This window comes from Micromonospora sp. WMMC264 (assembly GCF_027497275.1).
In the GTDB taxonomy this organism is placed as follows: Bacteria; Actinomycetota; Actinomycetes; order Mycobacteriales; family Micromonosporaceae; genus Micromonospora; species Micromonospora chalcea.
Map to the genome: position 1 here is coordinate 5,935,308 of NZ_CP114907.1, position 26,254 is coordinate 5,961,561.

General features: G+C 73.2%; 30 protein-coding genes. 10 read left to right on the forward strand and 20 right to left on the reverse strand.

Annotated elements, in window-relative coordinates; translation table 11 throughout:
- Window positions 1–95 precede the first annotated feature (95 nt).
- On the forward strand, window positions 96–1,205 hold the full coding sequence (locus O7542_RS26385) for a DUF4192 domain-containing protein (RefSeq protein ID WP_281605360.1): 1,110 nt from the start codon (window positions 96–98) through the stop codon (window positions 1,203–1,205).
- A gap of 4 nt (window positions 1,206–1,209) precedes the next feature.
- On the opposite strand, the gene fdhD is transcribed toward O7542_RS26385, so the two are convergent.
- A complete protein-coding gene (fdhD, locus tag O7542_RS26390) occupies window positions 1,210–2,064 on the reverse strand; it encodes a formate dehydrogenase accessory sulfurtransferase FdhD (protein ID WP_281605361.1) in 855 nt (284 codons plus the stop codon).
- A 246-nt stretch (window positions 2,065–2,310) separates the two neighbouring features.
- On the opposite strand from fdhD, the gene O7542_RS26395 reads away from it, so the two are divergent.
- The 3 genes from O7542_RS26395 (at window position 2,311) to O7542_RS26405 (ending at window position 4,441) form a co-directional block, all read left to right on the forward strand.
- Window positions 2,311–3,021, forward strand: a complete 711-nt coding sequence (locus O7542_RS26395; RefSeq protein ID WP_281605362.1) for an NTP transferase domain-containing protein — start codon at window positions 2,311–2,313, stop codon at window positions 3,019–3,021.
- Window positions 3,018–3,275, forward strand: a complete 258-nt coding sequence (locus O7542_RS26400; RefSeq protein ID WP_043330820.1) for a DUF6457 domain-containing protein — start codon at window positions 3,018–3,020, stop codon at window positions 3,273–3,275. Before O7542_RS26395 ends, O7542_RS26400 begins: the two co-directional genes overlap by 4 nt.
- Before the next feature lie 65 nt (window positions 3,276–3,340).
- Window positions 3,341–4,441 (forward strand): hypothetical protein, encoded by a 1,101-nt coding sequence (locus tag O7542_RS26405; RefSeq protein WP_281605363.1) that lies wholly within the window; start codon window positions 3,341–3,343, stop codon window positions 4,439–4,441.
- 6 nt (window positions 4,442–4,447) lie between these two features.
- Here the strand turns inward: O7542_RS26405 and O7542_RS26410 are convergent, their stop codons facing one another.
- Window positions 4,448–5,404 (reverse strand): zinc-binding dehydrogenase, encoded by a 957-nt coding sequence (locus O7542_RS26410; protein ID WP_281605364.1) that lies wholly within the window; start codon window positions 5,402–5,404, stop codon window positions 4,448–4,450.
- A gap of 55 nt (window positions 5,405–5,459) precedes the next feature.
- Window positions 5,460–5,918: an Lrp/AsnC family transcriptional regulator gene (locus O7542_RS26415; RefSeq protein WP_030499444.1), complete on the reverse strand. Its 459-nt coding sequence runs from the start codon at window positions 5,916–5,918 to the stop codon at window positions 5,460–5,462.
- Window positions 5,919–5,977: 59 nt separating this feature from the next.
- On the opposite strand from O7542_RS26415, the gene ddaH reads away from it, so the two are divergent.
- Window positions 5,978–6,811 (forward strand): dimethylargininase, encoded by an 834-nt coding sequence (ddaH, locus tag O7542_RS26420; protein WP_176722883.1) that lies wholly within the window; start codon window positions 5,978–5,980, stop codon window positions 6,809–6,811.
- Window positions 6,812–6,878: 67 nt separating this feature from the next.
- Here ddaH and O7542_RS26425 read toward each other — a convergent pair whose 3' ends face one another.
- Together O7542_RS26425 and O7542_RS26430 are read right to left on the reverse strand one after the other, a co-directional pair.
- Window positions 6,879–8,102 carry an ABC transporter substrate-binding protein gene (locus tag O7542_RS26425; protein WP_209963755.1) on the reverse strand — a complete coding sequence of 408 codons (1,224 nt, stop codon included), beginning with the start codon at window positions 8,100–8,102 and terminating at the stop codon, window positions 6,879–6,881.
- 48 nt (window positions 8,103–8,150) lie between these two features.
- The gene (locus tag O7542_RS26430; protein WP_166456779.1) at window positions 8,151–8,978 is read right to left on the reverse strand and encodes an alpha/beta hydrolase; all 828 of its coding nucleotides are present in this window, start codon (window positions 8,976–8,978) and stop codon (window positions 8,151–8,153) included.
- Between the two features lie 57 nt (window positions 8,979–9,035).
- On the opposite strand from O7542_RS26430, the gene O7542_RS26435 reads away from it, so the two are divergent.
- A complete protein-coding gene (locus tag O7542_RS26435) occupies window positions 9,036–9,626 on the forward strand; it encodes a bacterial proteasome activator family protein (RefSeq protein ID WP_043327723.1) in 591 nt (196 codons plus the stop codon).
- A gap of 35 nt (window positions 9,627–9,661) precedes the next feature.
- Here the strand turns inward: O7542_RS26435 and O7542_RS26440 are convergent, their stop codons facing one another.
- The 3 genes from O7542_RS26440 to O7542_RS26450 all read right to left on the reverse strand — a co-directional run bounded on the left by O7542_RS26440 (window position 9,662) and on the right by O7542_RS26450 (window position 12,143).
- Complete coding sequence (locus O7542_RS26440) at window positions 9,662–10,474, reverse strand: HAD family hydrolase (protein WP_166456778.1); 813 nt, start codon at window positions 10,472–10,474, stop codon at window positions 9,662–9,664.
- Window positions 10,474–11,295 carry an HAD family hydrolase gene (locus O7542_RS26445; protein ID WP_043327725.1) on the reverse strand — a complete coding sequence of 274 codons (822 nt, stop codon included), beginning with the start codon at window positions 11,293–11,295 and terminating at the stop codon, window positions 10,474–10,476. Before O7542_RS26445 ends, O7542_RS26440 begins: the two co-directional genes overlap by 1 nt.
- 155 nt (window positions 11,296–11,450) lie before the next feature.
- On the reverse strand, window positions 11,451–12,143 hold the full coding sequence (locus O7542_RS26450; RefSeq protein ID WP_158629859.1) for a hypothetical protein: 693 nt from the start codon (window positions 12,141–12,143) through the stop codon (window positions 11,451–11,453).
- A 162-nt stretch (window positions 12,144–12,305) separates the two neighbouring features.
- Here O7542_RS26450 and O7542_RS26455 point away from each other — a divergent pair, with 162 nt between their 5' ends.
- The 3 genes from O7542_RS26455 (at window position 12,306) to O7542_RS26465 (ending at window position 13,974) form a co-directional block, all read left to right on the forward strand.
- Entirely contained in the window at window positions 12,306–12,734 is a 429-nt protein-coding gene (locus O7542_RS26455; RefSeq protein ID WP_013289315.1) for an OsmC family protein, read from the forward strand.
- An 89-nt stretch (window positions 12,735–12,823) separates the two neighbouring features.
- Window positions 12,824–13,168 carry a metallopeptidase family protein gene (locus tag O7542_RS26460; RefSeq protein ID WP_176722904.1) on the forward strand — a complete coding sequence of 115 codons (345 nt, stop codon included), beginning with the start codon at window positions 12,824–12,826 and terminating at the stop codon, window positions 13,166–13,168.
- Window positions 13,169–13,254: 86 nt separating this feature from the next.
- Complete coding sequence (locus tag O7542_RS26465) at window positions 13,255–13,974, forward strand: AIM24 family protein (RefSeq protein WP_064448083.1); 720 nt, start codon at window positions 13,255–13,257, stop codon at window positions 13,972–13,974.
- Window positions 13,975–14,017: 43 nt separating this feature from the next.
- Here O7542_RS26465 and pheA read toward each other — a convergent pair whose 3' ends face one another.
- From pheA to O7542_RS26485, 4 genes are all read right to left on the reverse strand, one after another.
- Window positions 14,018–14,974: a prephenate dehydratase gene (pheA, locus tag O7542_RS26470; protein ID WP_043327728.1), complete on the reverse strand. Its 957-nt coding sequence runs from the start codon at window positions 14,972–14,974 to the stop codon at window positions 14,018–14,020.
- A gap of 10 nt (window positions 14,975–14,984) precedes the next feature.
- The gene (locus O7542_RS26475) at window positions 14,985–15,524 is read right to left on the reverse strand and encodes a hypothetical protein (RefSeq protein ID WP_043327729.1); all 540 of its coding nucleotides are present in this window, start codon (window positions 15,522–15,524) and stop codon (window positions 14,985–14,987) included.
- Between the two features lie 73 nt (window positions 15,525–15,597).
- A complete protein-coding gene (locus O7542_RS26480; protein WP_030499431.1) occupies window positions 15,598–16,050 on the reverse strand; it encodes a hypothetical protein in 453 nt (150 codons plus the stop codon).
- A gap of 144 nt (window positions 16,051–16,194) precedes the next feature.
- Window positions 16,195–16,932, reverse strand: a complete 738-nt coding sequence (locus tag O7542_RS26485; RefSeq protein WP_043330823.1) for a hypothetical protein — start codon at window positions 16,930–16,932, stop codon at window positions 16,195–16,197.
- A 162-nt stretch (window positions 16,933–17,094) separates the two neighbouring features.
- Between O7542_RS26485 and O7542_RS26490 the strand changes: the two genes are divergently transcribed.
- Entirely contained in the window at window positions 17,095–18,309 is a 1,215-nt protein-coding gene (locus O7542_RS26490; protein ID WP_043327730.1) for an arginine deiminase, read from the forward strand.
- A 9-nt stretch (window positions 18,310–18,318) separates the two neighbouring features.
- On the opposite strand, the gene O7542_RS26495 is transcribed toward O7542_RS26490, so the two are convergent.
- The 8 genes from O7542_RS26495 to O7542_RS26530 all read right to left on the reverse strand — a co-directional run bounded on the left by O7542_RS26495 (window position 18,319) and on the right by O7542_RS26530 (window position 26,218).
- Entirely contained in the window at window positions 18,319–19,203 is an 885-nt protein-coding gene (locus O7542_RS26495; protein ID WP_166456775.1) for a DUF5926 family protein, read from the reverse strand.
- A gap of 60 nt (window positions 19,204–19,263) precedes the next feature.
- The gene (locus O7542_RS26500; RefSeq protein WP_176722903.1) at window positions 19,264–19,680 is read right to left on the reverse strand and encodes an ATP-binding protein; all 417 of its coding nucleotides are present in this window, start codon (window positions 19,678–19,680) and stop codon (window positions 19,264–19,266) included.
- Window positions 19,681–19,743: 63 nt separating this feature from the next.
- Window positions 19,744–21,198 (reverse strand): ATP-binding protein, encoded by a 1,455-nt coding sequence (locus O7542_RS26505; protein ID WP_043327733.1) that lies wholly within the window; start codon window positions 21,196–21,198, stop codon window positions 19,744–19,746.
- Between the two features lie 76 nt (window positions 21,199–21,274).
- Complete coding sequence (locus tag O7542_RS26510) at window positions 21,275–22,066, reverse strand: glycerophosphodiester phosphodiesterase family protein (protein WP_043327734.1); 792 nt, start codon at window positions 22,064–22,066, stop codon at window positions 21,275–21,277.
- A 7-nt stretch (window positions 22,067–22,073) separates the two neighbouring features.
- A complete protein-coding gene (locus O7542_RS26515) occupies window positions 22,074–22,409 on the reverse strand; it encodes a rhodanese-like domain-containing protein (RefSeq protein ID WP_030499424.1) in 336 nt (111 codons plus the stop codon).
- A gap of 28 nt (window positions 22,410–22,437) precedes the next feature.
- On the reverse strand, window positions 22,438–23,355 hold the full coding sequence (locus O7542_RS26520) for an LCP family protein (RefSeq protein WP_233607736.1): 918 nt from the start codon (window positions 23,353–23,355) through the stop codon (window positions 22,438–22,440).
- A gap of 197 nt (window positions 23,356–23,552) precedes the next feature.
- Window positions 23,553–24,767 (reverse strand): LCP family protein, encoded by a 1,215-nt coding sequence (locus O7542_RS26525; RefSeq protein ID WP_064448089.1) that lies wholly within the window; start codon window positions 24,765–24,767, stop codon window positions 23,553–23,555.
- Between the two features lie 203 nt (window positions 24,768–24,970).
- Window positions 24,971–26,218: an LCP family protein gene (locus tag O7542_RS26530; RefSeq protein ID WP_043327736.1), complete on the reverse strand. Its 1,248-nt coding sequence runs from the start codon at window positions 26,216–26,218 to the stop codon at window positions 24,971–24,973.
- Window positions 26,219–26,254: the final 36 nt, after the last annotated feature.

Here is a 26,254-nt window from a genome sequence, read left to right on the forward strand (position 1 = left end):
CGCTGACCTGGACCGATACGCTCCGTATCTGTGGACGGACCGCGTGTCGTCCACAGGGGCGGACGCGGTGGCACTCCACCGCCCACGCTCCCGGCATGAACTCCACCGAGCAACCCCGCCTCTCCGTCCGCTCGCCCGCCGACATGGTCACGGCCGTGCCCTACCTGCTCGGCTTCCACCCGGCCGACAGCGTCGTGGTGGTCGCGGTACGCGGCCGGCGCGTCGTCTTCGCCGCTCGGGGAGACCTGCCCGCGCCCGGCGCCGACCCCGGCCCGGCGGCCCGGCACCTGGCACACGTGGTGGCCCGGCAGGACGCCGACGCCGCCACAGTCGTCGGCTACGGTCCGGCCGCCCGGGTGACCGGTGCCGTGGACGCGATCGGCGACGCGCTGACCGCTGCCGGCCTGGTCGTGCTCGACGCCCTGCGGGTCACCGACGGCCGCTGGTGGTCGTACCTGTGCGCCGAGCCGTCCTGCTGCCCGCCCGAGGGCACCCCGTACGACCCGGCCGCCAGCCAGGTCAGCGCCGCGGCCGTGTTCGCCGGCCAGGTCGCCCTGCCCGACCGGGCCGCGCTGGCCGCGCAGGTGTCCCCGCTCGACGGGCCGGTACGCCTCGCCATGCGCCGGGCCACCGGCCGGGCCCGTCTGCGCCTGGCCGCGCTCACCGGCGGGACGCCCGCGCAGTCCGGCCGGGGCCCGGAGGCCGGCAGTTCCGTGCCGGGGGACGGTGATGTGCGGGCCGACGGTGGAGGTCCGGAGGATTCACCACGCGCGGTGCGGAGCGCGGGCACGGCGGCGGTGCGGGCCGCGTTCCGCCGGCAGCGGCGTGGCGAGCGGCTCGACGACGACGAGGTGGCCTGGCTGACCGTCCTGCTCACCCACATCCCGGTACGCGATCACGCCTGGTCCCGGACCGACGGCCGGGACGCCGACATCAGCCTCTGGACCGACGTGACGCGGCGCGCCGAGCCGGACCTGATCGCCGCGCCGGGCTGCCTGCTCGCGTTCTCCGCCTGGCGCTCCGGGCACGGGGCGCTGGCGGCCGTCGCCCTGGAACGGGTGCTGTCCGCCCACCCCGGCTATTCGCTCGCGCTGCTGCTCGACGAGGCGCTTCGGCGCGGGGTGGCCCCGTCCGAGCTGGACGGCTGGCCCGGTTCCGACGGAGGCCCGGTGCTGCGCCGTCGCCGTCGCCGTCCACGGCGCTGAGCCGTCAGCCGCCGATCCGGGCCGCCCCGGTGTAGACGTTCATGGTCGGCCCGCGCAGGAAGCCGACAAGCGTCATCCCGGCCTCCTCGGCCAGCTCGACGGCGAGCGTGCTGGGCGCGGACACCGCGGCGAGCAGCGGCACGCCCGCCATCCACGCCTTCTGGGTGAGTTCGAAACTGGCCCGCCCGGAGACCAGCAGCACGTGCCCGGCCAGCGGCAACCGCCCCTCCCGGGCGGCCCAGCCGATCACCTTGTCCACCGCGTTGTGCCGCCCGACGTCCTCCCGCAGCACCACCATCTCCCCGTCGGCGGTGAAGAGGCCGGCCGCGTGCAGGCCGCCGGTGCGGTCGAAGGCGCGCTGCGCGGCCCGCAGCCGGTCCGGCAGCGCGGCCAGCAACTCGGCGGTGACCACCAGCGGGTCGTCCCGCACGGCGAACCGCGAACGGGTACGCACCGACTCGATGCTCGCCTTGCCGCACACGCCGCACGAACTGGTGGTGTAGAAGTTGCGCGACGGATCGGTGACCGGCTCCGGAACACCGGGGGTGAGCGCCACGTCGACCACGTTGTAGGTGTTCGGGGTCTCCGCGCCGGCGCAGAGCTGTGCGGTGTGCACGTCCTCGGCCGACCGGATCAGTCCTTCGGTGAGCAGGAAGCCGATCGCCAGGTCCAGATCGTCGCCGGGCGTACGCATCGTCACCGCGAGCGGTCGACGCCGACCCGGCCCGGCCGCGCCCACGCGGATCTCCAGTGGCTCCTCCGCGGCCAGGGTGTCCTGGCGGCGGATCCGGCCCTGGCCCTCGCCCGTCGCGTCGAGGTCGATCCGCAGCACGCTCCGCCGGTCTGTCGCCCGTCCCATCCCGCCATCCTCCCCGGCCCCTCCACTGCCCGCACCCCACCCCACTCGTTCACGTGCCCCGCCGGCCCAGCCGATCATGATCGACACCAGATCGCCGAAGTGGCGGTATCGGACGGCCCCGGATGCCGCCACTTCGGCGAGATGGAGTTGATCAACGTCGGAAAACCGCCAGCGAAGCCGGGCACGGGTCCGGGCCTCGTGTCCGAGCCGGGATTCGACGGTCGTGGCCGTGGATAGGGTGAGGCGGTGACGGGGTACGCGGCGGTGGTCCTTGCCGGTGGCGCGGCCCGGCGGATGGGCGGCGTCGACAAACCGGCCCGTCCGGTCGGCGGCCGGCCGATGCTGCACCGGGTGCTGGCCGCGGTGGCCGACGCGGACCAGCGGATCGTGGTCGGCCCGTCCGGTCCGGTGCCCGGCGGCGTCCGGACGACACGTGAGGAGCCACCCGGTGGCGGGCCGGTGGCCGCCATTGCGGCCGGGCTGGCGCTGCTCGACCCGGGTACGACAACAGTCGCCCTGCTCGCCGCCGATCTCCCGCTGCTCACCGCCGCCGCCGTGACCGAGCTGCGGCGCGCCCTCGACACCCCGGCCGCCGAGCGGGAACACGATCGGGCCGCCGAGCGGGAACGCGAACCGGCCGCTGATCGGGAACTCGACCGCGCTACCGAGCGGGCATCAGCGCTCCCCCCGCGCGGACTGACCGTCGCCCTCGCCTGTTACGTGGACGGCGACGGCCGCCGCCAGCAGCTCTGCGCGGTGTGGCGGTTACCGGCCCTGCGGGCCGCCCTCGACCGGCTCGCCGCGACGCGGGGCGGCACCCTCGACGGGGCGCCGGTACGCGGACTGCTGACCGGTGTCGCCGTACGCGAGGTGTCGTGGTCCGGCTCGGGTCCTCCGCCCTGGTTCGACTGCGACACTGACGAGGACGTACGCCGGGCGGAGGAGTGGTCGAGATGACGGTGCTGGACGACTGGGTCACGGCGGTCTGCGCCGAGCTGGACCTGGACCCGGCCGGGGTGCCGGTGCCGACAGTGCTGGACGTGGCCCGGGACGTGGCGCATCAGGTGGTCCGGCCGGGGGCGCCGGTCACCGCGTACCTGTTGGGGGTGGCGGTGGGGCGCGGGGCGGACCCGGCGGCGGCGGCCGAGCGGCTCAGCGCGCTGGCCGGCTCGTGGCCGGTGGATCTGGGTGGGTCCACGCCCGCGGAATAGCGCCTTGCGCGTGATTCGGTGGCCGCCGCGCGTGGGTAGGGTGGCGGGGACGGACGGAGGCGATCATGACGGCAGACCACCCCTCGGCGCCGGTCGACAAGCCTGCCGGCAGCGCGCCGGAGCATCACGAGTCGATCCTGCTCGACGAGCCGACCACCGCTGATCTGCGGGCCAAGGTCACCGAGGCCTGGCGTGAGTTCGCGCGGGCGCTCGCCGAGCGGCTACGCGCACTGCCCGCCGGTGGTCACCTGGAGGTGACACTCGATCCGACCGCCTCCGGCACCGGGGACGCCGTCTACTCGGTGAGCGTGGACGCGGGCGAGGAGGGTCGCCTCTCGGCCCGGGCGGTCGGCAACGCCACGCTGCCCCAGGGCTACCGGTTGGACCGGGCGGCGGTGGCCGACATGGTGGCGCTCGGCTGGTCGCCGCCGGGCGTGGTGCCGGGTTCCGGTGAGCAGTTCGGGCTGGACTGCGGCACCGACGAGGCGACCCGGCTGGCCGCCGTGCTGTCCCGGACGCTGCGTGACGTCTACGGCGCCCCGCATCCCGCCTTCCTCGTCTACCTGGTGCACGACACCGAGGGTGAGCCGTTGCCGGTGGAGCCGCTCGGTACGGCCCGCAGCGAGTTCGGCCCGGACCGCGACGTCGAGGCCGACCTGGACGAGGCGTTGGCCGCGGCGGCGGCCGCGCAGTCCGGCGAGAACGACGTGCTGGCCCTGGAGGAGCGGGTCCGCACCGTCGTGTCGACCATGCTGAAGTCCGCGTCCGACCAGCTTCAGGTCGACTCCGACGGTGACATCAACATCCGGGCCGGCTCGGCCATGGTGTTCGTCCGGGTGCGCGACAACCCGCCGCTCGTGGACGTCTTCTCGCCGGTGCTGACCGAGGTCGAGCCGACCGAGCGCCTGTACGTGAAGCTGTCCGAGTTGACCAACCGGATGCCGATCGGGCGGCTCTACTGCGCCGACGACACGGTGTGGGCCTCGATTCCGGTGTTCGGCCGCAACTTCCAGCCCACCCACCTGATGCTCGCGGTGCAGGTGATGACCGGTCTCGCGGACGAGCTGGACGACCGTCTGCACGGCGAGTTCGGCGGCAAGCGCTTCTTCGGCGAGGGGGACAAGCCGGCGCGGGCCGAGGAGCACCGCACCGGCATGTACCTCTGAGCCGGGTCAGCGCACGTCGAGCAGGGTCTTGCCGACGGTCTGCCGGGCTTCGATCGCGGCGTGCGCGTCGGCGGCCCGTTCCAGCGGAAAGCGCTGCCCGATCTGCGGTCGCAGCCGGCCGGCGGCACCCTCGGCGAGCGCCGCCTCGGTGAGGGCGCGCAGCTCGTCCGGGCCGGGCCGTGGACTCAGCAGCGTGACGCCGCGTGCGGTGGCCGCCTCGGCCGGGATGTCCGCCCAGGCGCCGCCGGCGAGCCCGAAGCTGAGCATCCGCCCGCCCGGGTCGAGCAGGTCGAACGCCTCCCGGGCGAGCGGTCCGCCCACGCCGTCGAACACCACGTCGACCGCGCCGACGGCGTCCCGGACCCGGCCGGTCCAGCCGGGCTGCCGGTAGTCGACTGCCAGGTCGAGGCCGGCCGCGCGGAGCCCGGCCACCTTCGCCGGGCCGCCGGCGGCGGCCACCACCGTCGCCCCGGACGCCGCCGCCAACTGCGTGAGCAGCGACCCGACGCCGCCGGCCGCCGCCTCCACCAGGACCCGGTCGCCGCGCCGCAGCCCGGCCGCCCGGGCCAGCATCAGGGCGGTCCGGCCGTCGGCCATCAGCGCCACCGCCGCGTCCAGGGCCAACCCCGGGGGTACGGGGACAGGGGCGCTCCGGTCGACCACGACGCGCTCGGCGTACCCGCCGGTGCCGCCGGTGGCGGTGACCACGACGCGCCCGCCGAGCGCCGGATCGACGCCGGGTCCGAGTTCGGTGATCGTCCCGCCGACGCCGTTGCCGGGGATCAGTGGCAGTTCGGCGTCGAACGGCCCGAAGCCGGTGGCCCGGAACATCGTCTCGACGAACGTGATGTTCGCGTGTGCCACGTCGACGAGCACCTGGCCCGGTCCGGGTGCCGGATCGGGTGCCGTCCCGGGCACGAGCACCTCCGGTCCGCCGAACTCCCGCAGCCACACCGCACGCATACCGCCCCCTCGCTTCGAGCCGGTCACCAGTGCACGACATGAAGCGAGGTTGAGGTCAAGGCGTGGACGGTCCGACGCCGGGGGACTCGACCAGCCGGGAGAGCACGATGGTGCTGCGGGACGAGGTGACGAACGATTCGGCGCGCAGCCGCTCCAGCGCCTCCTCCAGGTGCGAGATGTCCGCGGCGCGCAGGTGCACGAGCGCGTCGGCCTCGCCGGAGACGGTGTACGCGCCGACCACTTCGGGGTGCCGTCGGGCGGCGGCGCCGATCTGTGCCGGGGTGGTCCGGCCGGCGCAGAACAGCTCGACGAACGCCTCGGTGGTCCAGCCGACAGCGGCCGGGTCGACGACGGCGGTGAATCCCCGGATCACCCCGGCGGACCGGAGTCGGTCGACCCGTCGCTTGACGGCGGGGGCGGAGAGTGACACCCGGGTGCCGATGTCCGCGTACGAGGCGCGGGCGTCAGCCACGAGCAACGCAATGATTCGCTGGTCTACCGCGTCTATCTGCAACGTTCTGCTCCCGGGAAGCAATGCTTGTGGCTGTTACCAAAGTTGTACCGTACCTACTCTTGGTGACCGTGAACCAGCAGCGAGTCTCGCGAAAGCGGACATATCTCATGTGCTCGCCCGAGCACTTCACGGTCGAGTACGCGATCAACCCGTGGATGGACGTGACCACGGCGGTCGACGCCGACCTGGCGGTCAAGCAGTGGGACCGGCTGCGGGAGACGCTCGTCGGGCTCGGCCACGACGTGCACCTGCTCACGCCCGAGGCGGGGCTGCCGGACATGGTCTACGCGGCGAACGGCGCGTTCGTGGTCGACGGCACCGTCTACGGGGCCCGGTTCAAGCACGAGCAGCGGACCGCCGAGGCCGCCGCGCACCGGGCGTTCTACGAGGAGCAGGGCTGGCGGTTCATCGCCCCGAACGAGACCAACGAGGGCGAGGGCGACTTCGCGTACCTGCCGGAGGCCCACGGCGGCCTGATCCTCGCCGGGCACGGCTTCCGGACCGAACCGGCCGCGCACGCCGAGGCGCAGGAGGCGCTCGGCCGCCCGGTGGTCTCGCTGCGCCTGATCGACCCGCGCTTCTACCACCTGGACGTGGCGCTCGCCTCGATCGACGACGAGAACATCGTCTACTACCCGGGCGCCTTCTCCGCCGCCAGCCAGAAGGTGCTGGCCCAGTTGTTCCCGGACGCGATCGTCGCCGACGACGAGGACGCGCTGGCGTTCGGCCTGAACCTGGTCAGCGACGGGCTCAACGTGGTGCTGAACAACGAGGCGACGCGGCTGGCCGGCAAGTTGAAGGCGGCCGGCTACCACCCGGTCCCGGTGGAGCTGTCCGAGCTGAAGAAGGGCGGTGGCAGCGTGAAGTGCTGCATCGCCGAACTGCGGCACTGAGCCACGCCTCGGCGCGAAGGGCGGCCTCCCGGTGGGGAGACCGCCCTTCGTCGCGTACGGGGGCCGGTCAGCCGAGCGTGGCCAGCTCGTTGATCACGATGTTGGACAGCAGTCGGCCGTCGGTCTGCACCCGGCGCAGGTACCACTTCTGCTGCGGGGTACGGGTCTGGTTGAACTGCCAGGGGCCGCGCGGGCTGTCCACCTGGCCGACCTTGCCCAGCGCCAGGTTGACCTGCTGCGGGGACGGGTTCGCCCCGGCCAGCCGGATCGCCTTGTCCAGCACCAGCGCGGCGTCGTAGGAGGCCATCGCGTACGTGGTCGGCGCGGAGTTGAACGTCTTCCGGTACGCCGAGGCGAAGATCCGGTTCGCGGTGTTGTTGAGATCGGCCGAGTAGTTGAGCGCGGTCTCGATGCCGTTCGCCTCGATCAGCTTGCGGTCGCGGCCCTTCTCACCGTCGTCGAGCTGGTCCAGCGCGGTGCCCTCGGTGAGGAACCCGGGGGCGTAGATCGGCCCCCGGTAGCCCAGGGCGTAGAGCTGCTTGACGAACTGGACGGCCTGGGCGCCCGAGTAGTGGCAGAAGACCGCGTCCGGCTTCCGCTCCAGCGCCTTGCGGATCGGCCCGGTGTAGAGATTCCGCGAGGGGTTGTCGGAGTCGTCGGTGTAGATCGGGTCCTCGGTGAGCCGGCGACCCCGCTCGTACGCGCGCCGCAGCCCTTCGACGACGTCCTGGCTGCCCTGGCCGCGGGTGCCGAAGATGGCGATGCGGCTCGACGCGTCGAGCTTCTGGCGCAGGTACTCTCCGAGCGCCTCGCCCGGCTCGGTCAGCACGTACGACGTGCGCCAGATGTAGACGACGCCCTGCAGCGTCGAGGGGGAGGCGTTGGAGCCGATCAGCGGCACCCGGGCCTGCTCGACCGAGTCCTTGATGCCGGTCATCACGGTGGGGCTGACCACGCCGGTGAGCGCGAGCACGCCCTCCTTGATCAGCCGCTCCACGGCGGCCTTGCCGCTGGCGGCGGTGGAGCCCTCCTCGGCCGGCACCAGCGTGACCGGATGGCCGGCGATCTGCTGGCCGCGCAGGCGGAGGTAGAGCTGGAAGCCGTTGGTGATCTCGTCGCCGATGGCCTTGTTCGCCCCGCTGCCGGGCACGATCAGCCCGATCTTGATCGGGCTGCCGGATCCGGCCTGCTCCCCGGTGTCGTCCTCCCCGGAGCCGCAACCCGCCGCCAGTCCGGTGGTGCCCAGCGCGGCCAGCAGTTGCAGAGCCCGCCTGCGGTTCATCTGTGCCACCGATTTCCTTCCCGACGGGGTGGCCATGGTGCACACCCCTTCGGCGTTCTACCTGGTCGGCGACGCTGCGTCAATGCCCGGAAGATCATCGTGAAGCGACCGCAACGCCTGTGTCACCCGGGGCCAGGCAGCCGCCTCCGGGTCGATCAGCCCGAAATGCTCGCATTCAGGCAGCTCAATCAAGGTGGAAGTGCCGCCGGCAGCCCGGTCGCCGGCCACCCAGGATCGGCTGATCGAGGTGGGAACCTGAAGATCCTGCTCGCCATGCACGACTACGGTCCGTGTTCGCATGGGTACGAAATTCGACGGATCCGCGTCCGCGTACCGGTCCGGCACGTCCTCCGGGGAGCCGCCGAGCAGCGCGGCCACCGCCCCGCCGTCCAGGTCCAGCCGGTACGCCTGCGCGAGGTCGGCCACCGGGGCCAGCGCGACCACCCCGGCGACCGTCTCCGGGGCGCGCGCGGCCACGTACAGGGCCAGGTGCCCGCCCGCGGAATGGCCGATCAGGATCGGCGGTACGGGCGCCACCCGGCCGGGCAGCGCGGCGGCGGCCAGACCGGGCAGGGCGGCGACCCCGGTGCGGACGTCGGTGAGCGTGTGCGGCCAGCCGCCGCCGGGCTGGCCGGTCCGGCGGTACTCGATCTGCGCGACCGGGTGGCCGAGCGCGGCCAGCGCCGCCGCCATCGGGCCGGTGTGGGCCCTGTCGTACTCGGCCCGCCAGAAACCGCCGTGCACCACGACCACGAGCGGCCGGGCCGGCCCGTCGCCGGCGGGCCGGCGCAGGTCGGCGAGCTGGTCCGGGTGGTCGCCGTAGGCGACTGTGGCGTCCGGCGGCGGAGACGGGCGGGTCAGCACCTCGCGTGGGTCGGAGAGCATGCGGCGACGGTAGCTCCCTCCGGTCCGGCCGCGTGCACATGGTCGGCGTGGGTAAAGATGGGTGCCATGACCGAAGCGCATTCCGGACGGGACGACGAGCAGGGCAACGATGGCATCCCCGGCACCGTGGTGGTGGTCGGGCCGGACGGCCGCCCGGTCGGCACGGTGCAGACCGACGAGGAGGGCAAGGGCGAGGACCCGACCCGCCTGGTCGAGCAGCCGGCCAAGGTGATGCGGATCGGCAGCATGATCAAGCAGCTGCTGGAGGAGGTGAAGGCGGCGCCGCTGGACGACGCCAGCCGGAACCGGATGCGGGAGATCCACGAGCGCTCGATCGTCGAGCTGAAGGAGGGTCTCGCGCCCGAGCTGCGCGAGGAGCTGGAGCGGCTCTCGCTGCCGTTCACCGAGCGGCAGACGCCGAGCGAGGGCGAGCTGCGGATCGCGCACGCCCAGCTCGTGGGCTGGCTGGAGGGCCTGTTCCACGGCATCCAGGCCGCGCTGGTGGCCCAGCAGATGGCCGCCCGTGTCCAGCTGGAGCAGATGCGCTCGGGCCGTCAGGCGCTGCCCAGCGGCCCCGGCGGCGTGATCCCGGGCATGCCCGGGATGCCCGGCGCCGGCGAGGGCCACGCGCCCGGCCAGTACCTGTGACCCGCCGGCCGGGGCGCGTCACGCGCCCCGGCCGCTCAGTCCAGCTCGAAGACCTTCTCCAGGTACGCCGCCACGCCGTCCTCGGTGTTCGGCCCGGTGACCTCGTGCGCGATCTCCCGTACCGCCGGGTGGGCGTTGGCGACCGCCACCGCGCGTCCGGCCCAGGCCAGCATCGGCACGTCGTTGGGCATGTCGCCGAAGGCCAGCACGTCCCGCTCGCCGACGCCCAGCCGTTCCGCGTACCAGGCCAGGCCGGCCGCCTTCGTCACGCCGGCGGCCGAGATCTCGATCAGCCCGCTGTACGACGAGTGGGTCGCCTCGGCCAGCCCCTCCAGCGCGCCCGCCACCACCTGCACGAAGACGTCCGGGTCCTGCTCAGCGGCACGCGCCAGCAGCTTCACCGCGGGTGCGGCCAGCAGTTCCTCCGGCGACTCGACGGCCCGGATGGCGTCGAGGTCGGCGTCCCAGCGCAGCGGGTAGTGCGCCTCGTGCCGCATCTGTCGGCTGTCCACGATCTCCACCGCGAGACTGACCCCGGGCACCTCGGCCCGTAGTCGCCGGGCCACCTCCGCCAGCAGTTCCGGGGCGAGCGGGTCGGCCCGCAGCACCTGGTCGGTGACCGGGTCGTACACCACCGCGCCGTTCGCGCAGATCGCCGGCAGCGGCGCGGCGAGCTGCTCGTACACCATTTGCAGCCAGCGGATCGGACGGCCGGTGACCAGGACCACCGGCGTGCCGGCGGCGGCGATGCGGGCCAGCACGCCGGCGGTACGCGGGCTGAGCGTCCGGTCGTCGCGCAGCAGCGTGCCGTCGATGTCGGAGGCGACGAGCCGAGGTGGATCTTCCATCACCGGGACAGTAGTCGGTCCAGGTAGACGGCCACCCCGTCGTCGTCGTTGCGCAAGGTGATCTCGTCCGCCGCGGCGCGTACCTCCGGGTGGGCGTTCGCCACCGCCACCCGCGCCCACCCGGCCCAGTCGAACATCGGCAGGTCGTTCGGCTGGTCGCCGAAGACCAGCACGTCGGCCGGGTCGACGCCGAGCCGCTCGGCGATCACGCTCAGGCCGCTGGCCTTGTCGGTGCGGGGCGGGCAGATCTCGATGAAGCCGAGCCCGGCCTGGGTGAGCGTGGCCACCTCCGGCGGCACGATCGCCCGGGCGGCGGCCAGCAGCTCGTCCACGTGGTGGTCGGCGGTACGCGCGAACGCCTTGATTACGTCGCAGGACAGGCACTCCATCCGGCTGCGCGCCTCGAACCGGTCCGGGTAGGGCCAGCTCGGGTGGTAGTCGCCCCACAGCGGCGCGTCGTGCTCGTCCGACGCCTCGACCATCACGGTGAGCGGGCCGACCGCCGCCTCCAGGTCGGTGAGGATCCGGGCCAGCACCTCGCCGGGCAGCCGCTCGTCGCGCAGCACCAGCGGCCCGTCGGGGTCGCTCTGGTCCACCACCCGGCCGCCACCGGCCATCACCAGGAAGTCGGCGGCCCGGATGTCGTTACGGGTCAGCTCGGTCAGGCGCGGTCCGCGGCCGGTCGCGCCGACCACCGGAATCCCGGCGGACCGCACCCGGTCCAGCACCCGGTGGGTGTACGCGGAGACGGTCTCGTCGCTGCGGACGAGCGTGCCGTCGAGGTCGGTGGCGATCAGCTTGGGCAGTCCCGGGCGGGTCATGGTTCCTCCTTCGCCCGCGCCGTCACGCCGGCCGACCAGGTCTTCGGTGCCGCGACCACGGGACGGCGGGCAGCAACCGTATCTCGCGGAACGGGCGGCAACCACGGCTTTCCGGCGAATCGGAGGCGAAGCCGCGGTGGCCGACGTATGCGGCGTCAGCGGGACCGGTCGGGGTCCGCGAACGGCACCGTGGGCTGCACCGTCAGGTCCGCGGGGGCCGGCGGCAGGTCGTCCGTGGCGGCGCGCCCCCGCCAGGCGGGCCGGTCGTCCGGGTGGTCGTGGTCCGGTTCCTCGTCGGCGGGCGTGTCCCCGGCGCTCCGGCCGGCCAGGTGCAGCGCGGCGGCCAGCAGCGCCACGGCGAGGAACGCGGTGACCAGGCCGCGCCCGTGCTCCACGTCGAGGCGCTGGTCCCCGACGAAGAACAGGATGCGCCGGGCCAGCTGCTCGAGGGAGGCGGCGGTCGCGACCAGCACGCCGAGCACGCCCGCCGACAGGCCCAGCCCGGCGAGCGCGGCGTGCCGACGGACCGCCGGGGCGCCGCGCAGCGCCAGAGCCAGCGCCACGGACAGCCCGAGCAGGCCCACCAGGTACGCCACCCCGAACCCGCCGATCTCGGAGATGCCACTGGTCAGCCGGGTGGGCGCGTCGTCGTCCCGGGCCTCGGCCGGCACCGTGATGATCAGCCACTCGCCGATCAGCGAGGCGACAGCGGCCACCGTGGCGAGCCCGGCGAGCACTGTCGGCAGGCGGCGGTCCCGGCCCAGGGCGGCGAGCGAGCGTCCGGCCCGGCCGGGGGACTCCGGCTCGGCGTCACCCCACTCGACGACAGTGGTGTCGTCGTCCCGCACGGGGATTCGCTTCTCCTGGCGGGGGACGGGGAGATCCTGTGACATGGCCACCCTTCCCGTACGCGGGCCTGCGTCGAATCATGGCACAGCACACACCCGACGGCCCGGATCGTGGTCCACAGGTGCGGTGCGACGCGGCCCGCTTTCGCGTAGCGTCGTGCCATGCCTATCCGTACCGCATCCGCTCGCTGGCAGGGCAACCTCACCGAGGGGTCCGGCACCGTCCGCACCGGCAAGGGCGGCCTGTCCGGCAACTACTCCTTCAAGTCGCGCTTCGAGGAGGGCGAGGGCACCAACCCCGAGGAGCTGATCGGCGCCGCGCACGCCGGCTGCTTCTCGATGGCGCTGTCCAAGCAGCTCGCCGACGCCGGCGCCCAGGAAACGGCGGTGGAGACCACCGCCAAGGTGCACTTCGACAAGACCGACGCCGGCATGACAGTCACCCGGATCGACCTGGAGACCGTCGGTCAGGTTCCGGGCATCGACCAGGCCGAGTTCACCAAGCTGGCCGAGGCGGCCAAGGAGAACTGCCCGATCTCCCGGCTGCTGTCGCCGGGCGCGCAGATCACGCTGAACGCCCGCCTGGCCTGACCATCACGTACGGCACGGCGGGGGTGTCCTGCGGGCCGCCCTCGCCGTGCGACGTGCCGATTCTGGGGGAGTGACCGGGCCGCGTGGCCGTGGAGATGAGCCGGGACCGGTTCGAGGAACTGGTCGGCGAGGCACTCGACGAGGTGCCCGAGGAGCTGCTCGGGCTCATGAGCAACGTGGTCATCCTGGTCGAGGACGACCCGCCGCCGGGCGAGGACCTGCTCGGCCTGTACGAGGGGCACGCGCTCACCGATCGCGGCTGGGACTACTCCGGCGTGCTGCCCGACCGCATCCTGATCTACCGCAATCCGATCCTGGCGATCTGCGACACCGACGACGACGTCGTCGAGGAGGTCGCGGTGACCGTGGTGCACGAGATCGCCCACCATTTCGGCATCGACGACGAGCGTCTGCACGCCCTGGGCTGGGGCTGACCGGGTCCCCGCCCGGCTGATTCCGGCGGTTGCGCCGGTCCCCTAACCTCCGTGGTCAGGCACATTCTGACCCAGGAGGAAAACCCATGCGCAGCGCGCTGTTCTCCGCGGAGAACCTTGAGAAGGAGTCCCAGCAGCCGGGCATGCGGTTGCAGAACTCCAAGATGCTGAAGATCGAGCTGAACGGCGAGGCGATGGCCCGCGTCGGCTCGATGGTCGCCTACCAGGGCCAGGTGCAGTTCCAGGCCCTCGGCTCCGGCGGCATCGGCAAGTTCATCAAGCAGCGCCTCACCGGTGAGGGCGTGCCGCTGATGAAGGTCTCCGGGCGCGGCGACGTGTTCCTCGCCGACTTCGCCAAGGACGTGCACGTCATCGACCTGGAGCCGGGCGACGCGCTGTCCATCAACGGCTCCAGCGTGCTGGCCTTCGACTCGACCCTGCAGTACGACATCAAGATGGTCGGCGGCGCCGGTTTCGCGTCCTCCTCCGGCCTGTTCAACTGCGTGTTCACCGGGCACGGCCGGATCGCCATCACCACCAAGGGCACCCCGGTGGTGCTCAACGTGGACGCGCCGACGTACGTGGACCCGCAGGCGGCGGTCTGCTGGTCGGCGAACCTCCAGACCGGCTACCACCGCGCCGAGCAGCTCGGCCTCGGCACGCTGCTCGGCCGCAGCACCGGTGAGGCGTTCACGATGAGCTTCGCCGGTCAGGGTTTCGTCGTCGTCCAGCCCTCGGAGGAGCCTCCGGTGGCCGGCAGCGGCTCCCAGCAGCAGGGCGGCGTGCTCGGCGGCCTGCTGCAGTGACCCTCCGGTGCCCGGGGCGCCCGCCGTGGTCGCCCCGGGCCGGTCAGCTCAGCTCGCCGGACCGCAGCCGGGCCACCCAGGCCGCCGCGTCGGCGTAGTCGAGGTCGGAGGGCCCGGTGGACGCCGCCGCCGACCGGTCACCCGCCGCCGCGTTCCAGCGGTGCCGGGGGTACGACCCCAGGAACCGCACGTCGGCGCAGACCCGGCGCAGCCCCTGCAACGCCTCGCCGAGGCGTACGTCGGCGACGTGCCCGGCACAGTCCAGGAAGAACACGTACCGGCCGAGCGCCTCACCGGTGGGGCGGGACTCGATGCGGGTCATGTTCACGCCCCGCACCGCCAGTTCCATGAGCACCGCCAGCAGCGCGCCCACCCGGTCGTGCGCGATGTAGACCGCCAGCGAGGTGAGGTCGTCACCGGTCGGCGGCGGAGGCGGCCCGGGGCGGGACACCAGCGCGAAGCGGGTCACCGCGTCCGGATGGTCGGCGATCTTGTCGGCGAGGACCGCCAGCCGGTGCCGGGTCGCGCCGATCGGGGCGCAGATGGCGGCGTCGTACTCGCCGCTCGCCGCGCCGGCCGCCGCGGCGCCGTTGGAGAGCACGTCGACAACTGTGGCGTCGGGCAGGTGCTCGCGCAGCCAGCCCCGGCACTGGGTGGACGCCTGCGGGTGGGCGGCCACGCCGCGCACGTCGGCGAGCGTGGTGCCGGGCCGGGCGGCGAGCACGAACTCCACCGGCAGGACGACCTCGCGGGTGATCACCAACGGGTCGCCCTCGGCCAGCTCGTCGAGCGTCACGCCGACGGCGCCGCCGATGGAGTTCTCCAGCGGCACCAGGGCCGCATCCGCGTCGCCGGCGCGTACCGCGTCGAGCGCCTCGCCGACGCTGCGCGCCGGTGTGCGCTCCCCGCGTTCGGCGGCGGGCACCGTTCGCAGGGCCTGTTCGGCGAAGGTGCCCTCGGGGCCCAGGTAGACGAAGCGGGTCGGCGGTGTTCCCGGCATGCCGACCAGCCTACGCACCCGGCGTGCCGTCGCAGGCCAGGGTACGGATGCCGGGCGGCGCGAGGGTCCGCACCTCGACGCCGCACACGTCCGTCCCGGCCGTCACCAGCGTCGGCGTGCCGCTGCCGCCCCGGGTGACGACCTGCAGCTCCTCGTGTCCGGTGACCGCCAGCACGGTGTACTGCCACCCTTCGGCGCAGAGCGGACCGGTGGCCACTGTGACCCGGACGTCGCGGGGCAGCACTCCGGCGGACCCGCGCAGCAGCGCGACGATCCGGTCGCCGGACGGCCGGCCCCGGCACGGCGTCGCCGTCACCGGCGTGGACGGGGAGAGCACGGGCGCGGACGGTGTGACAGGTGCCACCGTCGTGGCGCTCGGGGTGGGCGTGGCGGACGTCGACGGGACCGGCGCGGGCGTGGCGACGGCGGGCGGCGTGCGCAGCTCGGGCGGCGCGCCGCAGGCGGCGAGGGCGAGCACCGCCAGCAGCGCCAGTGGGCGGTGCCGGCGACCGGGGTGGGGGGTGCGGAGCACGGTGGGCGTCCTCGGCATCGAGGGATGTCGTCGTACGGCGGGGGCCGAGCCCATCGTAGGAGGAGGCCGGGCCCGGGTGGAAGCGTGCCGGTCAGACCGCGGAGAGGAAGGTGAGCGAGCCGGCCACCACGCCGTCGGTGAGCACCGGGGTGGAGATCGCGTCGACCGTGCGGCCGGCGTCGGAGTTGGGCCCCTGCACGCGGAGCAGACCCCGGGCGAGTCGCCCGGAGTGCAGCGCGAGCAGCGGCGGGATCTTGTCGGTCTCCTGCTCGGTCAGCTCGCTCGGGCTGGCCGTGAAGTCCACCAGGCGCAGGCCGCCCTCCAGCAGCGGCAGGCCGATCACGTCCCCCGGCGCGCCCAGGCAGAGCAGCGCGCAGCCGGACGAGGAGATCGCCACGACCGTGGTGCCGGCGTCGATCAGCAGGCACGGCTCGGCGGCTCGGGAGACCATGCCGGACCACTGCCCGAAGTTGTCGGACTCCTGCTCGGTGGAGCCCGCCGGGGGCGCGAACACGTCCGAGAGTGAGAGTTCGACGTGGGCCACCGCGCCTCCTATGTACACCGACGGTCTGTCCACGCTAGCCGGTCGGTGCGGCGGGAGCATCGGCTGCCGGGCGGCCGGCGACGACGCGGACCGACGGAACCAGTCGGGGGCGGAGCCGGGGGCCGCGTGGCGTCGCCGGAGACGTTACCGGCGGGCGGCCCGCTTGTCAGCGGCCGTTCGGCCCTCGTCGTACCACCGGTAGTCGGCGGTTGGACGGTACGTGCCGTTGAACCACGTCGACGGCGCCTGGGCCACGCGGGACAGCTTCTCGGCGGTGGCCGGGCTGATCCGGTTCCCGCCGGCCACGAGCAGGCGGTCCAGCTCCCGGTGGGTGGCCATGAGGCAGTCCTTCGGCAGCCCGTAGACGCTGATCACGCCGGAGCCGACGAACGTCAGCACCGGCGTGACCGGGATCGGCAGGCCGACCGCGTCGGAGAGGGCCTTGCTGGCCCGCTTGGCGTCCCGGCGCGCCTCCGCCACGTACGGCGGGCGCTTGCCGTTGATCTGCACGACGTCACCGGCGACGAGCACGCGCGCGCGGCCGTGGTCGGCGATGGTGACCGCGAACAGGCCGCTCGGGCCGATGGCCAGGAACCCGGCCCGGTCGTCGCGGACGCGGTCGAGCAGCATGTCGGCCGGGTCCGTCCGGGGCCACTCGATGACGTGCCAGGCGGGCCCGAGGTGGTCGAGCTGGCCGAGGGCGCGGGCCCCGGCGGCTTCCAACCGGCGGGCCCCCCGCTCCGCCCGGCGACGCCGGGCCCACTCCAGTGGAGTCGGTCGGGCCGGTTCGAGCACCGACGTGGGCTCGACCCGGGTGTGCGGCACCGTGCGGGGCGGCAGTGCCCTGCTCGGTACGGCTCGACGAGCGGGAAAGACAGTCATCGCGACCTCCGGCAAAAGGTCTCTCGAAGTTATGTCTCCACTACCCTACGTTGCGCCCCCGGGGGCTCGGCAAGCCGGGGCGCCGGAGTGAGTGTGGATGAATGCCATATTCATCCACGCTTCTTTTCCGAATGGTGCGCAAGCCTGCCCTAGGCTGCGGGGGTGACCCACTATGTGGACAGCGAAGTCGCCCGGCTCGGGACGGTGTTGCTGCACCGCCCGGGACCGGAACTCGCCCGCCTCACCCCACGCAACAACGACTCGTTGCTATTCGACGCCATCCCATGGGTGGGACGGGCGCAGGAGGAGCACGACGCGTTCGCGGCGGCGCTGCGGTCCCGCGGGGTCGAGGTGCTCTACCTGGCCGACCTGCTGGCCGAGACGCTCGCCGTGCCGGACGCCCGGGCCGAGCTGACAGATCAGGTGCTGCGGTCCCGCCGGCTCGGCCACACCCTGCGGCGCCGGGTCGCCGACCACCTGGCGTACCTGGACCCGGCCGGGCTGGCCGACGTGCTGATCGCCGGCCTCGCCCACGAGGAGCTGCGAATCGGCGGCGACCGACCCGGCGGTCTCGTGTGGACCCTGATGGACCGGCACGACTTCGTCATCGACCCGCTGCCCAACCTGCTGTTCACCCGCGACTCGTCGGTGTGGATCGGGGACCGGGTCGGTGTCACCAGCCTGGCCATGCCGGCGCGACGGCGGGAGACCACGCTCACCGACGCCATTTACCGCTACCACCCCCGGTTCGTCGGCACCGAGTTCGTCTACCACCCGCGGCTGGAGCATCTGGAGGGCGGCGACGTGCTGCTGCTCGCCCCGGGGGTGCTCGCCGTCGGCGTCGGCGAACGCACCACCCCGGCCGGCGCGGAGCGGCTGGCCCGGCAGGTGTTCGCCGCCGGCCTGGCGCACACCATCCTGGTGGTCCCGATCGCGCAGGAGCGCGCCACCATGCACCTGGACACGGTCTGCACGATGGTCGACACCGACGCCGTGCTGATGTACCCGAACATCGCCAACGAGCTGTCCGCGTACACGGTGATCGTCGGCGCGGACGGCGACGACCTGCGGGTCGACGGCCCGGCGCCGTTCCTGCGCGCCGCCGCCGACGCGATGGACCTCGACCAGCTCCGGGTGATCGACACCGGCCTCGACCCGGTCACCGCCGAACGCGAGCAGTGGGACGACGGCAACAACACGCTCGCGCTCGCGCCCCGGCTCTGCGTCGGGTACGAGCGCAACGTGGAGACCAACGCGCAACTGGAACGGGCCGGCATCGAGGTGATCGCGATCGCCGGATCGGAGCTGGGCTCCGGGCGCGGCGGCCCGCGCTGCATGTCCTGCCCGCTGGTGCGGGAGAAGGGCGGGGCCGCCTGACCCGGAACGTCAGCGCAGCGTCAGCTGGCGGCCGAGCAGCCCCTGCCGCGACCGGCGGCCGGCCGCGTCCAGCGGCGCCTGCTCGGCGACCGCCTCGGCGTAACGCTTGGCGAACTCCGCCAGCGGCGCCTCCCACTCGGCGGCCGGGGTGTCCTCCGGCAGGTCCCAGACCGGCGCGAGACGCCCGTGCGCCCGGAACATGCCGGCGAACTTCGTGTCGTCGCCGAGCGTCAGCGCGCCGGCCGCGCCGAGCCGGGACAGCGCGTCCAGCGCGGCGTCCTCGTCCTCCGGCAGGACCATCCGCACGTGGGCCTTCTCCGGCACCTGGCACCAGTACGCGGCCCGCGCGGCGGCCAGCTTCACGGTCGGGTAGATGGCCGAGTTGGCCCGCTCCAGGGACGCCTGCACGTTCGGGTCGTCGGCGGCGCCCGGGTCGAGCCAGAAGTCGAACCCGTCGTGCATGGTGATCTCCAGCGGGCCGTCCACCAGGATGTCCTGGAGGCGGGGGCCGGGCCCGGGCAGCGGCGGCACGCTCACCTGGCCGCCCGGCTCGGTGCGCAGCGCGGAGATCAGCGCGTCGGCCAGGTCACGGGAGACGTCGCCGGACTGCTGGTGCCGCTGCAGACCGATGAAGACGCGCCCGTCCGGCTTGGTCATCGCCGGGGCGGCCATCGGCAGCACGGTGGCCAGCGTGACCGGGCGGTCGCCGTACTCCTCGATCAGTTCCGGGGTGAGCCGCAGCGGCGCGGACGCGGCCGGGACCAGCTCACGCAGGGCGATCCACTCCGGCTCGTCGACCAGGCCCTCGAACGGCCGGGGCACGAAGACGTCGCGCACCTTCTCCCGCTTGGGGGTGCTCTCGCCGACCCGCTGGTTCTTCCGACGCTTGCTCATGGCGAGACAGCCTAGATGCCGGGCCGCGCGGGTGGGGGCAGGACCCGCCTGCCCGTGCGTTCAGCCGGCCGCGACCAGGCCCGGACGGTGCGCCGGGGCCGGATCGAACCGTGCCCAGACGCTCTGGCCCAGGCCGTCGCGCTCCACGCCCCAGCCGCTGGCGAGCCCGGCGACGATGTGCAGCCCGCGCCCGTCGGCGGCGTCCGGCGAGGCGGCCCGCATGCACGGGCCGGCGCCGGAACCACCGTCGGTGACCCGGAGCTGGATGCTCGGCCCCTCCTCGGTGACCCGCAGCCGCCAGGCCACCCGGACCACGCCGCCGGGCAGCGCGTCGGCGTGCCGGACCGCGTTGCCGACCAGTTCGGCGAGGACCGCGACCAGGTCGGCCAGCAGAATCGGGGGTACGACGCCGGTCAGCTCGTCGGCGAGCCGGTGCCGGGCCAGACGCGCGCCGGTCGGGTCGTGGGGCACCACCACACACCACGACCGTTCGGGCGGACCAGTCGACACGTCGTTCCTTCCCCGTCTGCGAGCGCCGGGTCAACCCCGCGGCAGCCGCACCTCTGCGACCGTACCGCCACCGGCTCTGGGCCGGAGGGATACCCATCCATTCTGCTGTTCAACGATCTGGCGGACGAGATAGAGACCGAGTCCCGCGCCCGGATACCGCCGGCGGTCACCGGACTCGCCCTGCCAGAACCGGTCGAAGGCCCGCTCCACGTGTTCCGGGCGGATGCCGATGCCCCGGTCGGCCACCCGGAACGAGACGGTCCGCTCGTTCGCCTCGGCGGTGACCTCGATCGGGGTGTCCGGCAGTGAGTACTTCCCGGCGTTCGTGCCCAGCTCGGTGAGCACTGTGGCGAGGCTGTGCCGGTCGCCGAGCGCCTTGGGCAGGTCGGCCGGCAGGTCGAGCACGACCCGGTGCCGGATGTCGGCCGGCAGGTCCGTCGCCGCCGCGCGCAGCGCGTCGACCAGGTCGAACGGCGCGGCCGGTTCCCCGCCGGGACGGTTCTCGGTGGCGGCGGTCAGCAGCCTGTCGACCAGGCGGGCCAGCTCGTTCGCGCGCTGGCCGATGATCCGCGCGGCCTGCCGGCGGTCGTCGTCGCTCAGCGAGTCCCAGTGGTCGGTGAGGGTGTCCGCGTACCCCTTGATCACGGTGACCGGGGTCCGCAGCTCGTGGCTGGTCACCGCCACGAAGAGATCGCGGTCGTGGTCGCGCCGCTGCTGGTCGGTGACGTCGCGGAAGGTGACCACGCGCAGCGCGTTCGGGCCGGGCAGCTCGCCGGAGGTGATCCGCAGCCAGCGCCCGTCCGGCATCCGGTGGTCGAGCACCTGGCCCGGCGGCGGCAGCGGGAACGGCAGCGGGCGGCTCAGCGCCTCCTCCGCCGGACGGCCGGTCACCTGGACCGCCGCCGGGTTCCAGAGCCGGATCCGCCCGTCGCGGTCCACCACGGCCAGCCCGTCGGCGAGCGCCGCCACCACCGGGCCGTCCCCGTGCACCGGCAGGCCGGTCTGGTCGCCGTACATGTGCGCGACGCACGCGGCCACGTAGCCGATCACGGCGCGTTGCGCGGCATCCGGCGGCTCGCCCAGCGGGTAGAGCGCGTGCAGGCTGCCGACGGTGAGACCGCCGATCTCGGCACGCGCCACGATCATCCGGCTGAGCCCCCGGCCGGCCACCTCGTCGGCGAGCGCGCCCGGGATCGCGTCGACCCGGACCTCCCGCACCGGCGGCCCGGCGAGCAGGCAGACGGTGGCCGGGTCGGTGGCGGGCAGCGGTCGGCCGAGCACGAACTCGGCGCGGCCGGTCGCCGCGATCACCCGTCCGCCGGCCGGGGTGAACTCCACGAAGACCAGACCGGCCGCGCCCACCGCCGGTCCGACCTCGTGGAGCAGGCGGTTGAGCACTGCGGGACCGGACTCGCCCGCGTTGATCATGTTGATCACAGTCGTGTGGCCGGCGATGAGGGCGGGGTAGTCGGTTCGCTCCGGCATGTCCCGAGTGTGCCGCGCGGCAGCCCTCCCGGACACCCCCGGCCGGTCGACCGTGGCCGATACCGATCGACCGGACTCACCGGCCCAACCGGGCCAGCGCACGGGCCGGCCGGTCCGTGATCACCCCGTCCACGCCGGCTTCCAGCACGAGTTCCAGATCCTCCGGCTCGTTGACGGTCCACACGTACACCGAGTGGCCGGCCGCGCGCAGCGAGGGAACCAGGCGCGGGCGGGCCCGGACCAGGTCCACGCCGGGACCGGCGATCCGGGCGCCGAACGGCAGCCGGCCCAGCGGCAGCAGCCGCGGCAGCACCTCCAGCAGCAGCACCGTGGGCAGCGCCGGGGCGAGTTCCCGCATCCGGCGTACGGCCAGCGGCGAGAACGACATCACAGTCACCTGGACCCGATGGCCCGGGCGGGGCTCGTCCAGCCCGTACCGGCGCAGCAGCGTGACCAGGCGGCGCTCGACCTCGCCCCGGTAACGCGAGGGGTGCTTGGTCTCGATCAGCAGCCGGACCGGCCGCCCGGCGTCGAGCACCGCGTCGAGCAGCCGCTCCAGCGTGAGCAGCCGGGTGTGCGACTCGTCCAGCGGCTCGTCGTCCTCGGCGAGCGTCGCGGCCCGGTGCCAGGAGCCGAAGTCGAGCGCGTCCAGTTCGGCGAGCGTACGCGCGCTGACCAGCCCGTGCCCGTTGCTGGTGCGGTCCAGCCGGCGGTCGTGCACGCAGACCAGGTGCCCGTCACGGGTCAGCCGGACGTCGCACTCCAGCCCGTCCGCGCCCTCCTCGATGGCACGGAGGTAGGCCGCGAGCGTGTGCTCCGGCAGGTCGTACGAGGCGCCGCGGTGGGCGAAGACCAGGGGGACGGTCATGACCGCCTCAGGCGACCCGGCCCGGCTGCCCGTCGTCGGTGACCACTGGGCGGCCGGCGGCGGCCCAGTCGCCCATCCCGCCCTCGACGTTGCGCACCTGGTCCCAGCCGTTACGCAGCAGATAGCCGACGACCTGGGCGGAGCGGCCGCCGGAGCGGCAGATCACCGCCACGTCGCGGTCCTGCGGGATCTCGGCCAGCCGGGCGGGCAGCTCGGTCATCGGCAGGTGACGGGCGGCCGGCGCGTGGCCGGCGGCCCACTCGTCGTCCTCGCGGACGTCGAGCAGGTAGACGTCGTCGGGCACGGCCGACGCGGGGACGCTTGGTAGTGAGGCTCCGAACACGGTCACCAAGCCTAGCCGCCCGGACCGCTCACAGCCGGTTGACCCAGCGCGGATTCGCGCCGGCCCACTGCGGCATCCGGGTGTCGCGCAGCGCGGTGAACAGACCGCCGCCGCCGTTGTCCAGCACCACGTACGAGACGCCGTCGATGGTCTGCGGGTACGAGGGCACCTGGACGCCGCGCAGGGCGTCCGCCGGTAGCCCGCGCAACGCGAACAGCAGCTCGTCCAGGGGTACGCCGTTGGTGTCCACGGTCAGCGCTCCGCCGGCCGCGCGCAGCACCCGGTCGAGCTTCACCGGATCGGTGCGCAGGTGGGTCTCGCCCGCCCGGTCGAGCACCGCCCGGAGCATCTGCTGCTGGTGGCGCTGCCTGTCGTAGTCGCCGCCGGGCAGGTCGTAGCGCTGGCGGACGTAGTCGAGCGTCCGGGCGCCGTCCATCTGCTGGCAGCCGGCGTCGAACTGGTGCTTCGTGTGGATCGAGCGCACCGGCGTGTCCACGCACATCCGGATGCCGCCGAGTTCGTCGATCACCTGTTTGAAACCGGAGAAGTCGACGAGCGCGGCGCCGTCGAAGCGGATGCCGGTGAGCCGGGTCAGCGTGGTGCTGAGCAGCCGGGCGCCGCCCTCGCCCCCGCCGCCGTGCTCGTACGCGGCGTTGACCTTGTCCTGGCCGCCGGGGAAGCCGGGCGCCGCCGGGAGCGCCACCAGCAGGTCGCGCGGCACGGAGATCAGGTACGCCTGCCGCATGCCGGCCGGCACGTGCACGATCAGGATGCTGTCGGAGCGCTGGTCCTCGGGGTTCGCGCCGGGCCGGTGGTCGGAGCCGATCAGGAGGTAGTTGAGCGCGCCGTCCAGGTCTGTCCGCTTGTTCCGGGCGGCCGGGTCGAGCAGTTGCTCCTTGGCGACGGTGCGGTCGTAGCGGTGGGTGAGCCAGTTCAGCCCGGCCACGCCGAGCGCGGCGAGCAGGACCAGGACGAGTCCGGTGCCGAGCAGGAACCGGGCCCAGCGGGCGGGTGCGCCCCGCCCGCGTCGGTTCCGTGCTGGCCTGGACGTGACGATCCCCCCGTAGCCGCGACATGAGACCCGCTCACGTCAGGCTACGGGGGGATCGGCCGACCGATGGCGCTTTCGCGCAGGTCAGCAGGTCATTTGCGGGTGGAGAGGACGTCCGGGTTGCTCACCACGAAGTCGGCCAGCTTGTCGTTCTTGACCGCCTGGAACATGTCCATGGTCGTCTCGTTGAACGTCTCCCGGCCGTTGCTGTTGCCGGCGAACGTGCCGCCGTTGGTCCGCAGGGTGACCAGGTCGTTCCCGTTGAGGTTCTTGAGCGTGAAGATGAAGTCCGCGATCGGCACGCCGCCGGTGTCCAGGACGAACGCCTTGCCGGCGGCCTTCATCAGCGAGTTCAGCTTGATCGGGTTGGTCAGCATGCCGCCCTCGGTGGCCTTTTTGGCCATCGCCTTGATCAGCTGCTGCTGGTTCTGCTGCCGGTCGTAGTCGCTGTTCGGCAGGCCGTAGCGCTGGCGGGAGTAGTCGAGCGCCTCCCAGCCCTGCATCTCCCGGCAGCCCTTCTTGTGCACCACTGCCTTGTACGACTTACCGGTCTTCTTCGCGTCCGCGTTCCACATCGGCTTGCCGTCGACGTACGACATGTGGTGCGACTTGACCTCGTGGCTCACGCAGATGCGTACCGAGCCGAGCGCGTCGATCACGCTCTTGAAGCCGCCGAAGTTGATGATCGCGGCGCCGTCGAAGCCGATTCCGGTCATCGACTTGATCGTCTTGGCCATCAGCTGCGCGCCGCCCTCCCAGCCGCCGCCGTTCTGGGCGCCGTGGAAGAAGGCCGCGTTGATCTTGTCGGTGCCGCCCTTGTAGCCGCTCTTCTCGAACGCCGGAATACGCGCCTCGGTGTCCCGGGGGATCGAGATCAGGTACGCCTGGTCGTGGCTGGCCGGAATGTGCAGGATGATGATCGTGTCCGACCGGACGTCGTCGGCGGCCCAGCGCTCGCGGGCGTCCACGCCGAGCAGCAGCATGTCGATCGGGCCCTCGAGGCTGTTGCCGCCCTCGGCCTCGCTCTTGCCCGCGCCGCCGAGCAGGTTGCGCTGGGCGATGTTGTCGGTGGCCTGGCCGATGACCGCCTTGCTGCCGACGATGGCGACGCCACTGGTCACCATCAGCACGGCGCCGAGCACCAGCGTGAGCTTCGCCCAGAGCGGGTCCTTGCGCTTGGTGCGCTTCTTCTTGCCACCGCCGGGACCGCGACCGCCGGAACCGGGCTGTGTGGGGATGACCGGAGGGACCCGCCCGGATGATCCGGGTGCCGGTGACTGCGGGCGACGGCTGGTCTGGACCGACATGCGTGCTCCAGCTCGGTGATCGGGGGCGGGACCACTTTACGTATCTGTTCCCGTTCTCGCGACCTCGTAGGGCGGCAATTCCCATCAATACCGGCCCACATCTTCGGGTTGTGGCCGAACGGGCAGGGGTAAGGAGCCGGTCGGCGGTTGGCCTCCGTGGTGGCGAGGCCCTAGCGCTCGTTCCCGGTCATGCCGTGCCGGCGTCAGCCGCCCGCGTTGTCGCCCGAACCCTTCTGGTTGGCCTGCATCCACTCGGCCATCCGGTCCGCGGCGATCGCCTTGTACATCGCCAGCGCCTTCTCCCGGTCGGAGACCACCACCGACTGGCCGTCGATGGTCTGGCCACCCAGGTGCGGGCTGGTGACGAACGTCAGGTTCTCGCCCCGCAGGCTGCGGAACTGCACTGCCATGTCGGTCAACGAGAATCCCTGGTCGACCGTGACGGCGGCGGTCACCGCCTTGAGGAAGTCGTTCAGCTTCTTCGGGTTGGTGAGCGTTCCGCTGCTTGCCGCCTTGTCCATCAGCGCCTTCAGGAATTCCTGCTGGTGCCGCATCCGGGCGAAGTCGCCGTCCGGGAACTGCTTGCGCTGCCGGACCCAGTCCAGCGCCTCGGCGCCGTTCATGTGGTTCACGCCCTTGGTGAACGTCCGGTACGGCTTGTGGATCGACGTGATGGTCCGCTCCACCTTCAGGTCGACCCCGCCCAGGGCGTCGGTGACCTCCTTGAAGCCGCCGAAGTCGATGGCCATCACGTGGTCGATCCGTACGTCGGTGAAGCACTCCACGGTCTTCACCGCGAGCGGCAGGCCGCCGAACGCGAACGCCGCGTTGATCTTGTTGCGGGAGCCGGAGTCGCAGGACGCGCCCGCGCTCTCCGGAATCGGCACGTACAGGTCACGCGGCACCGAGACCAGGTAGGCGCGCTTGTGGTCGGCCGGGATGTGCATGACGATCACGGTGTCCGCGCGCCACTTGCCGGAGCCGTCGACCGGGGCGTCCGGATCCCGCGAGTCGCTGCCCACGAGCAGGATGTTGAACGCGCCGTCGACCTGCTTGGCCGGGCGTCCGCCGGTGATCCCGGCGAACGGGTCCGTGCGGGCCAGGTCGTCGTCGAGATTACGGGCGTAGAACCAGGCGCCGAGGCCGCCGAGCAGCGCCAGCACCAGCACCGCGACGCCGGCCACCAGGCCGATGCGTCCCCAGCGCGGTCGAGGGCCGCGCCGGCCCGGACCGCCCGGACCGCCGTCGCCCGGGCCGCCGGGTCCGGTCGGCCCCACCGGACCGCCGGTACGCCCCGAGCGGGGCGCCTCGTCGTGCGGGGGATACCACCGGGCATCCGAGGTGCGGGCGCGCCCGGTGGCGCCCCGGCCGGAGCCGGGAACCGAAGCGCGGCCCGCGTCCCGGTTCAGGGGGTGCGGGAACGGAGAGCCGGCAGACGAGGTCGCTGACATGTAACCGAGGGTAGGTCGGCCGGGCCACCGACGCCC

Bases quoted from the DNA above. Each gene is read 5' to 3' on its own strand.
- O7542_RS26385 (WP_281605360.1), top strand. From the start codon at position 96: ATGAACTCCACCGAGCAACCCCGCCTCTCCGTCCGCTCGCCCGCCGAC.
- fdhD (WP_281605361.1), bottom strand. From the start codon at position 2,064: ATGGGACGGGCGACAGACCGGCGGAGCGTGCTGCGGATCGACCTCGAC.
- O7542_RS26400 (WP_043330820.1), top strand. From the start codon at position 3,018: ATGACGGTGCTGGACGACTGGGTCACGGCGGTCTGCGCCGAGCTGGAC.
- O7542_RS26405 (WP_281605363.1), top strand. From the start codon at position 3,341: ATGACGGCAGACCACCCCTCGGCGCCGGTCGACAAGCCTGCCGGCAGC.
- O7542_RS26410 (WP_281605364.1), bottom strand. From the start codon at position 5,404: ATGCGTGCGGTGTGGCTGCGGGAGTTCGGCGGACCGGAGGTGCTCGTG.
- O7542_RS26430 (WP_166456779.1), bottom strand. From the start codon at position 8,978: ATGCTCTCCGACCCACGCGAGGTGCTGACCCGCCCGTCTCCGCCGCCG.
- O7542_RS26435 (WP_043327723.1), top strand. From the start codon at position 9,036: ATGGGTGCCATGACCGAAGCGCATTCCGGACGGGACGACGAGCAGGGC.
- O7542_RS26440 (WP_166456778.1), bottom strand. From the start codon at position 10,474: ATGGAAGATCCACCTCGGCTCGTCGCCTCCGACATCGACGGCACGCTG.
- O7542_RS26445 (WP_043327725.1), bottom strand. From the start codon at position 11,295: ATGACCCGCCCGGGACTGCCCAAGCTGATCGCCACCGACCTCGACGGC.
- O7542_RS26455 (WP_013289315.1), top strand. From the start codon at position 12,306: ATGCCTATCCGTACCGCATCCGCTCGCTGGCAGGGCAACCTCACCGAG.
- O7542_RS26465 (WP_064448083.1), top strand. From the start codon at position 13,255: ATGCGCAGCGCGCTGTTCTCCGCGGAGAACCTTGAGAAGGAGTCCCAG.
- pheA (WP_043327728.1), bottom strand. From the start codon at position 14,974: ATGCCGGGAACACCGCCGACCCGCTTCGTCTACCTGGGCCCCGAGGGC.
- O7542_RS26475 (WP_043327729.1), bottom strand. From the start codon at position 15,524: ATGCCGAGGACGCCCACCGTGCTCCGCACCCCCCACCCCGGTCGCCGG.
- O7542_RS26485 (WP_043330823.1), bottom strand. From the start codon at position 16,932: ATGACTGTCTTTCCCGCTCGTCGAGCCGTACCGAGCAGGGCACTGCCG.
- O7542_RS26495 (WP_166456775.1), bottom strand. From the start codon at position 19,203: ATGAGCAAGCGTCGGAAGAACCAGCGGGTCGGCGAGAGCACCCCCAAG.
- O7542_RS26505 (WP_043327733.1), bottom strand. From the start codon at position 21,198: ATGCCGGAGCGAACCGACTACCCCGCCCTCATCGCCGGCCACACGACT.
- O7542_RS26510 (WP_043327734.1), bottom strand. From the start codon at position 22,066: ATGACCGTCCCCCTGGTCTTCGCCCACCGCGGCGCCTCGTACGACCTG.
- O7542_RS26525 (WP_064448089.1), bottom strand. From the start codon at position 24,767: ATGTCGGTCCAGACCAGCCGTCGCCCGCAGTCACCGGCACCCGGATCA.
- O7542_RS26530 (WP_043327736.1), bottom strand. From the start codon at position 26,218: ATGTCAGCGACCTCGTCTGCCGGCTCTCCGTTCCCGCACCCCCTGAAC.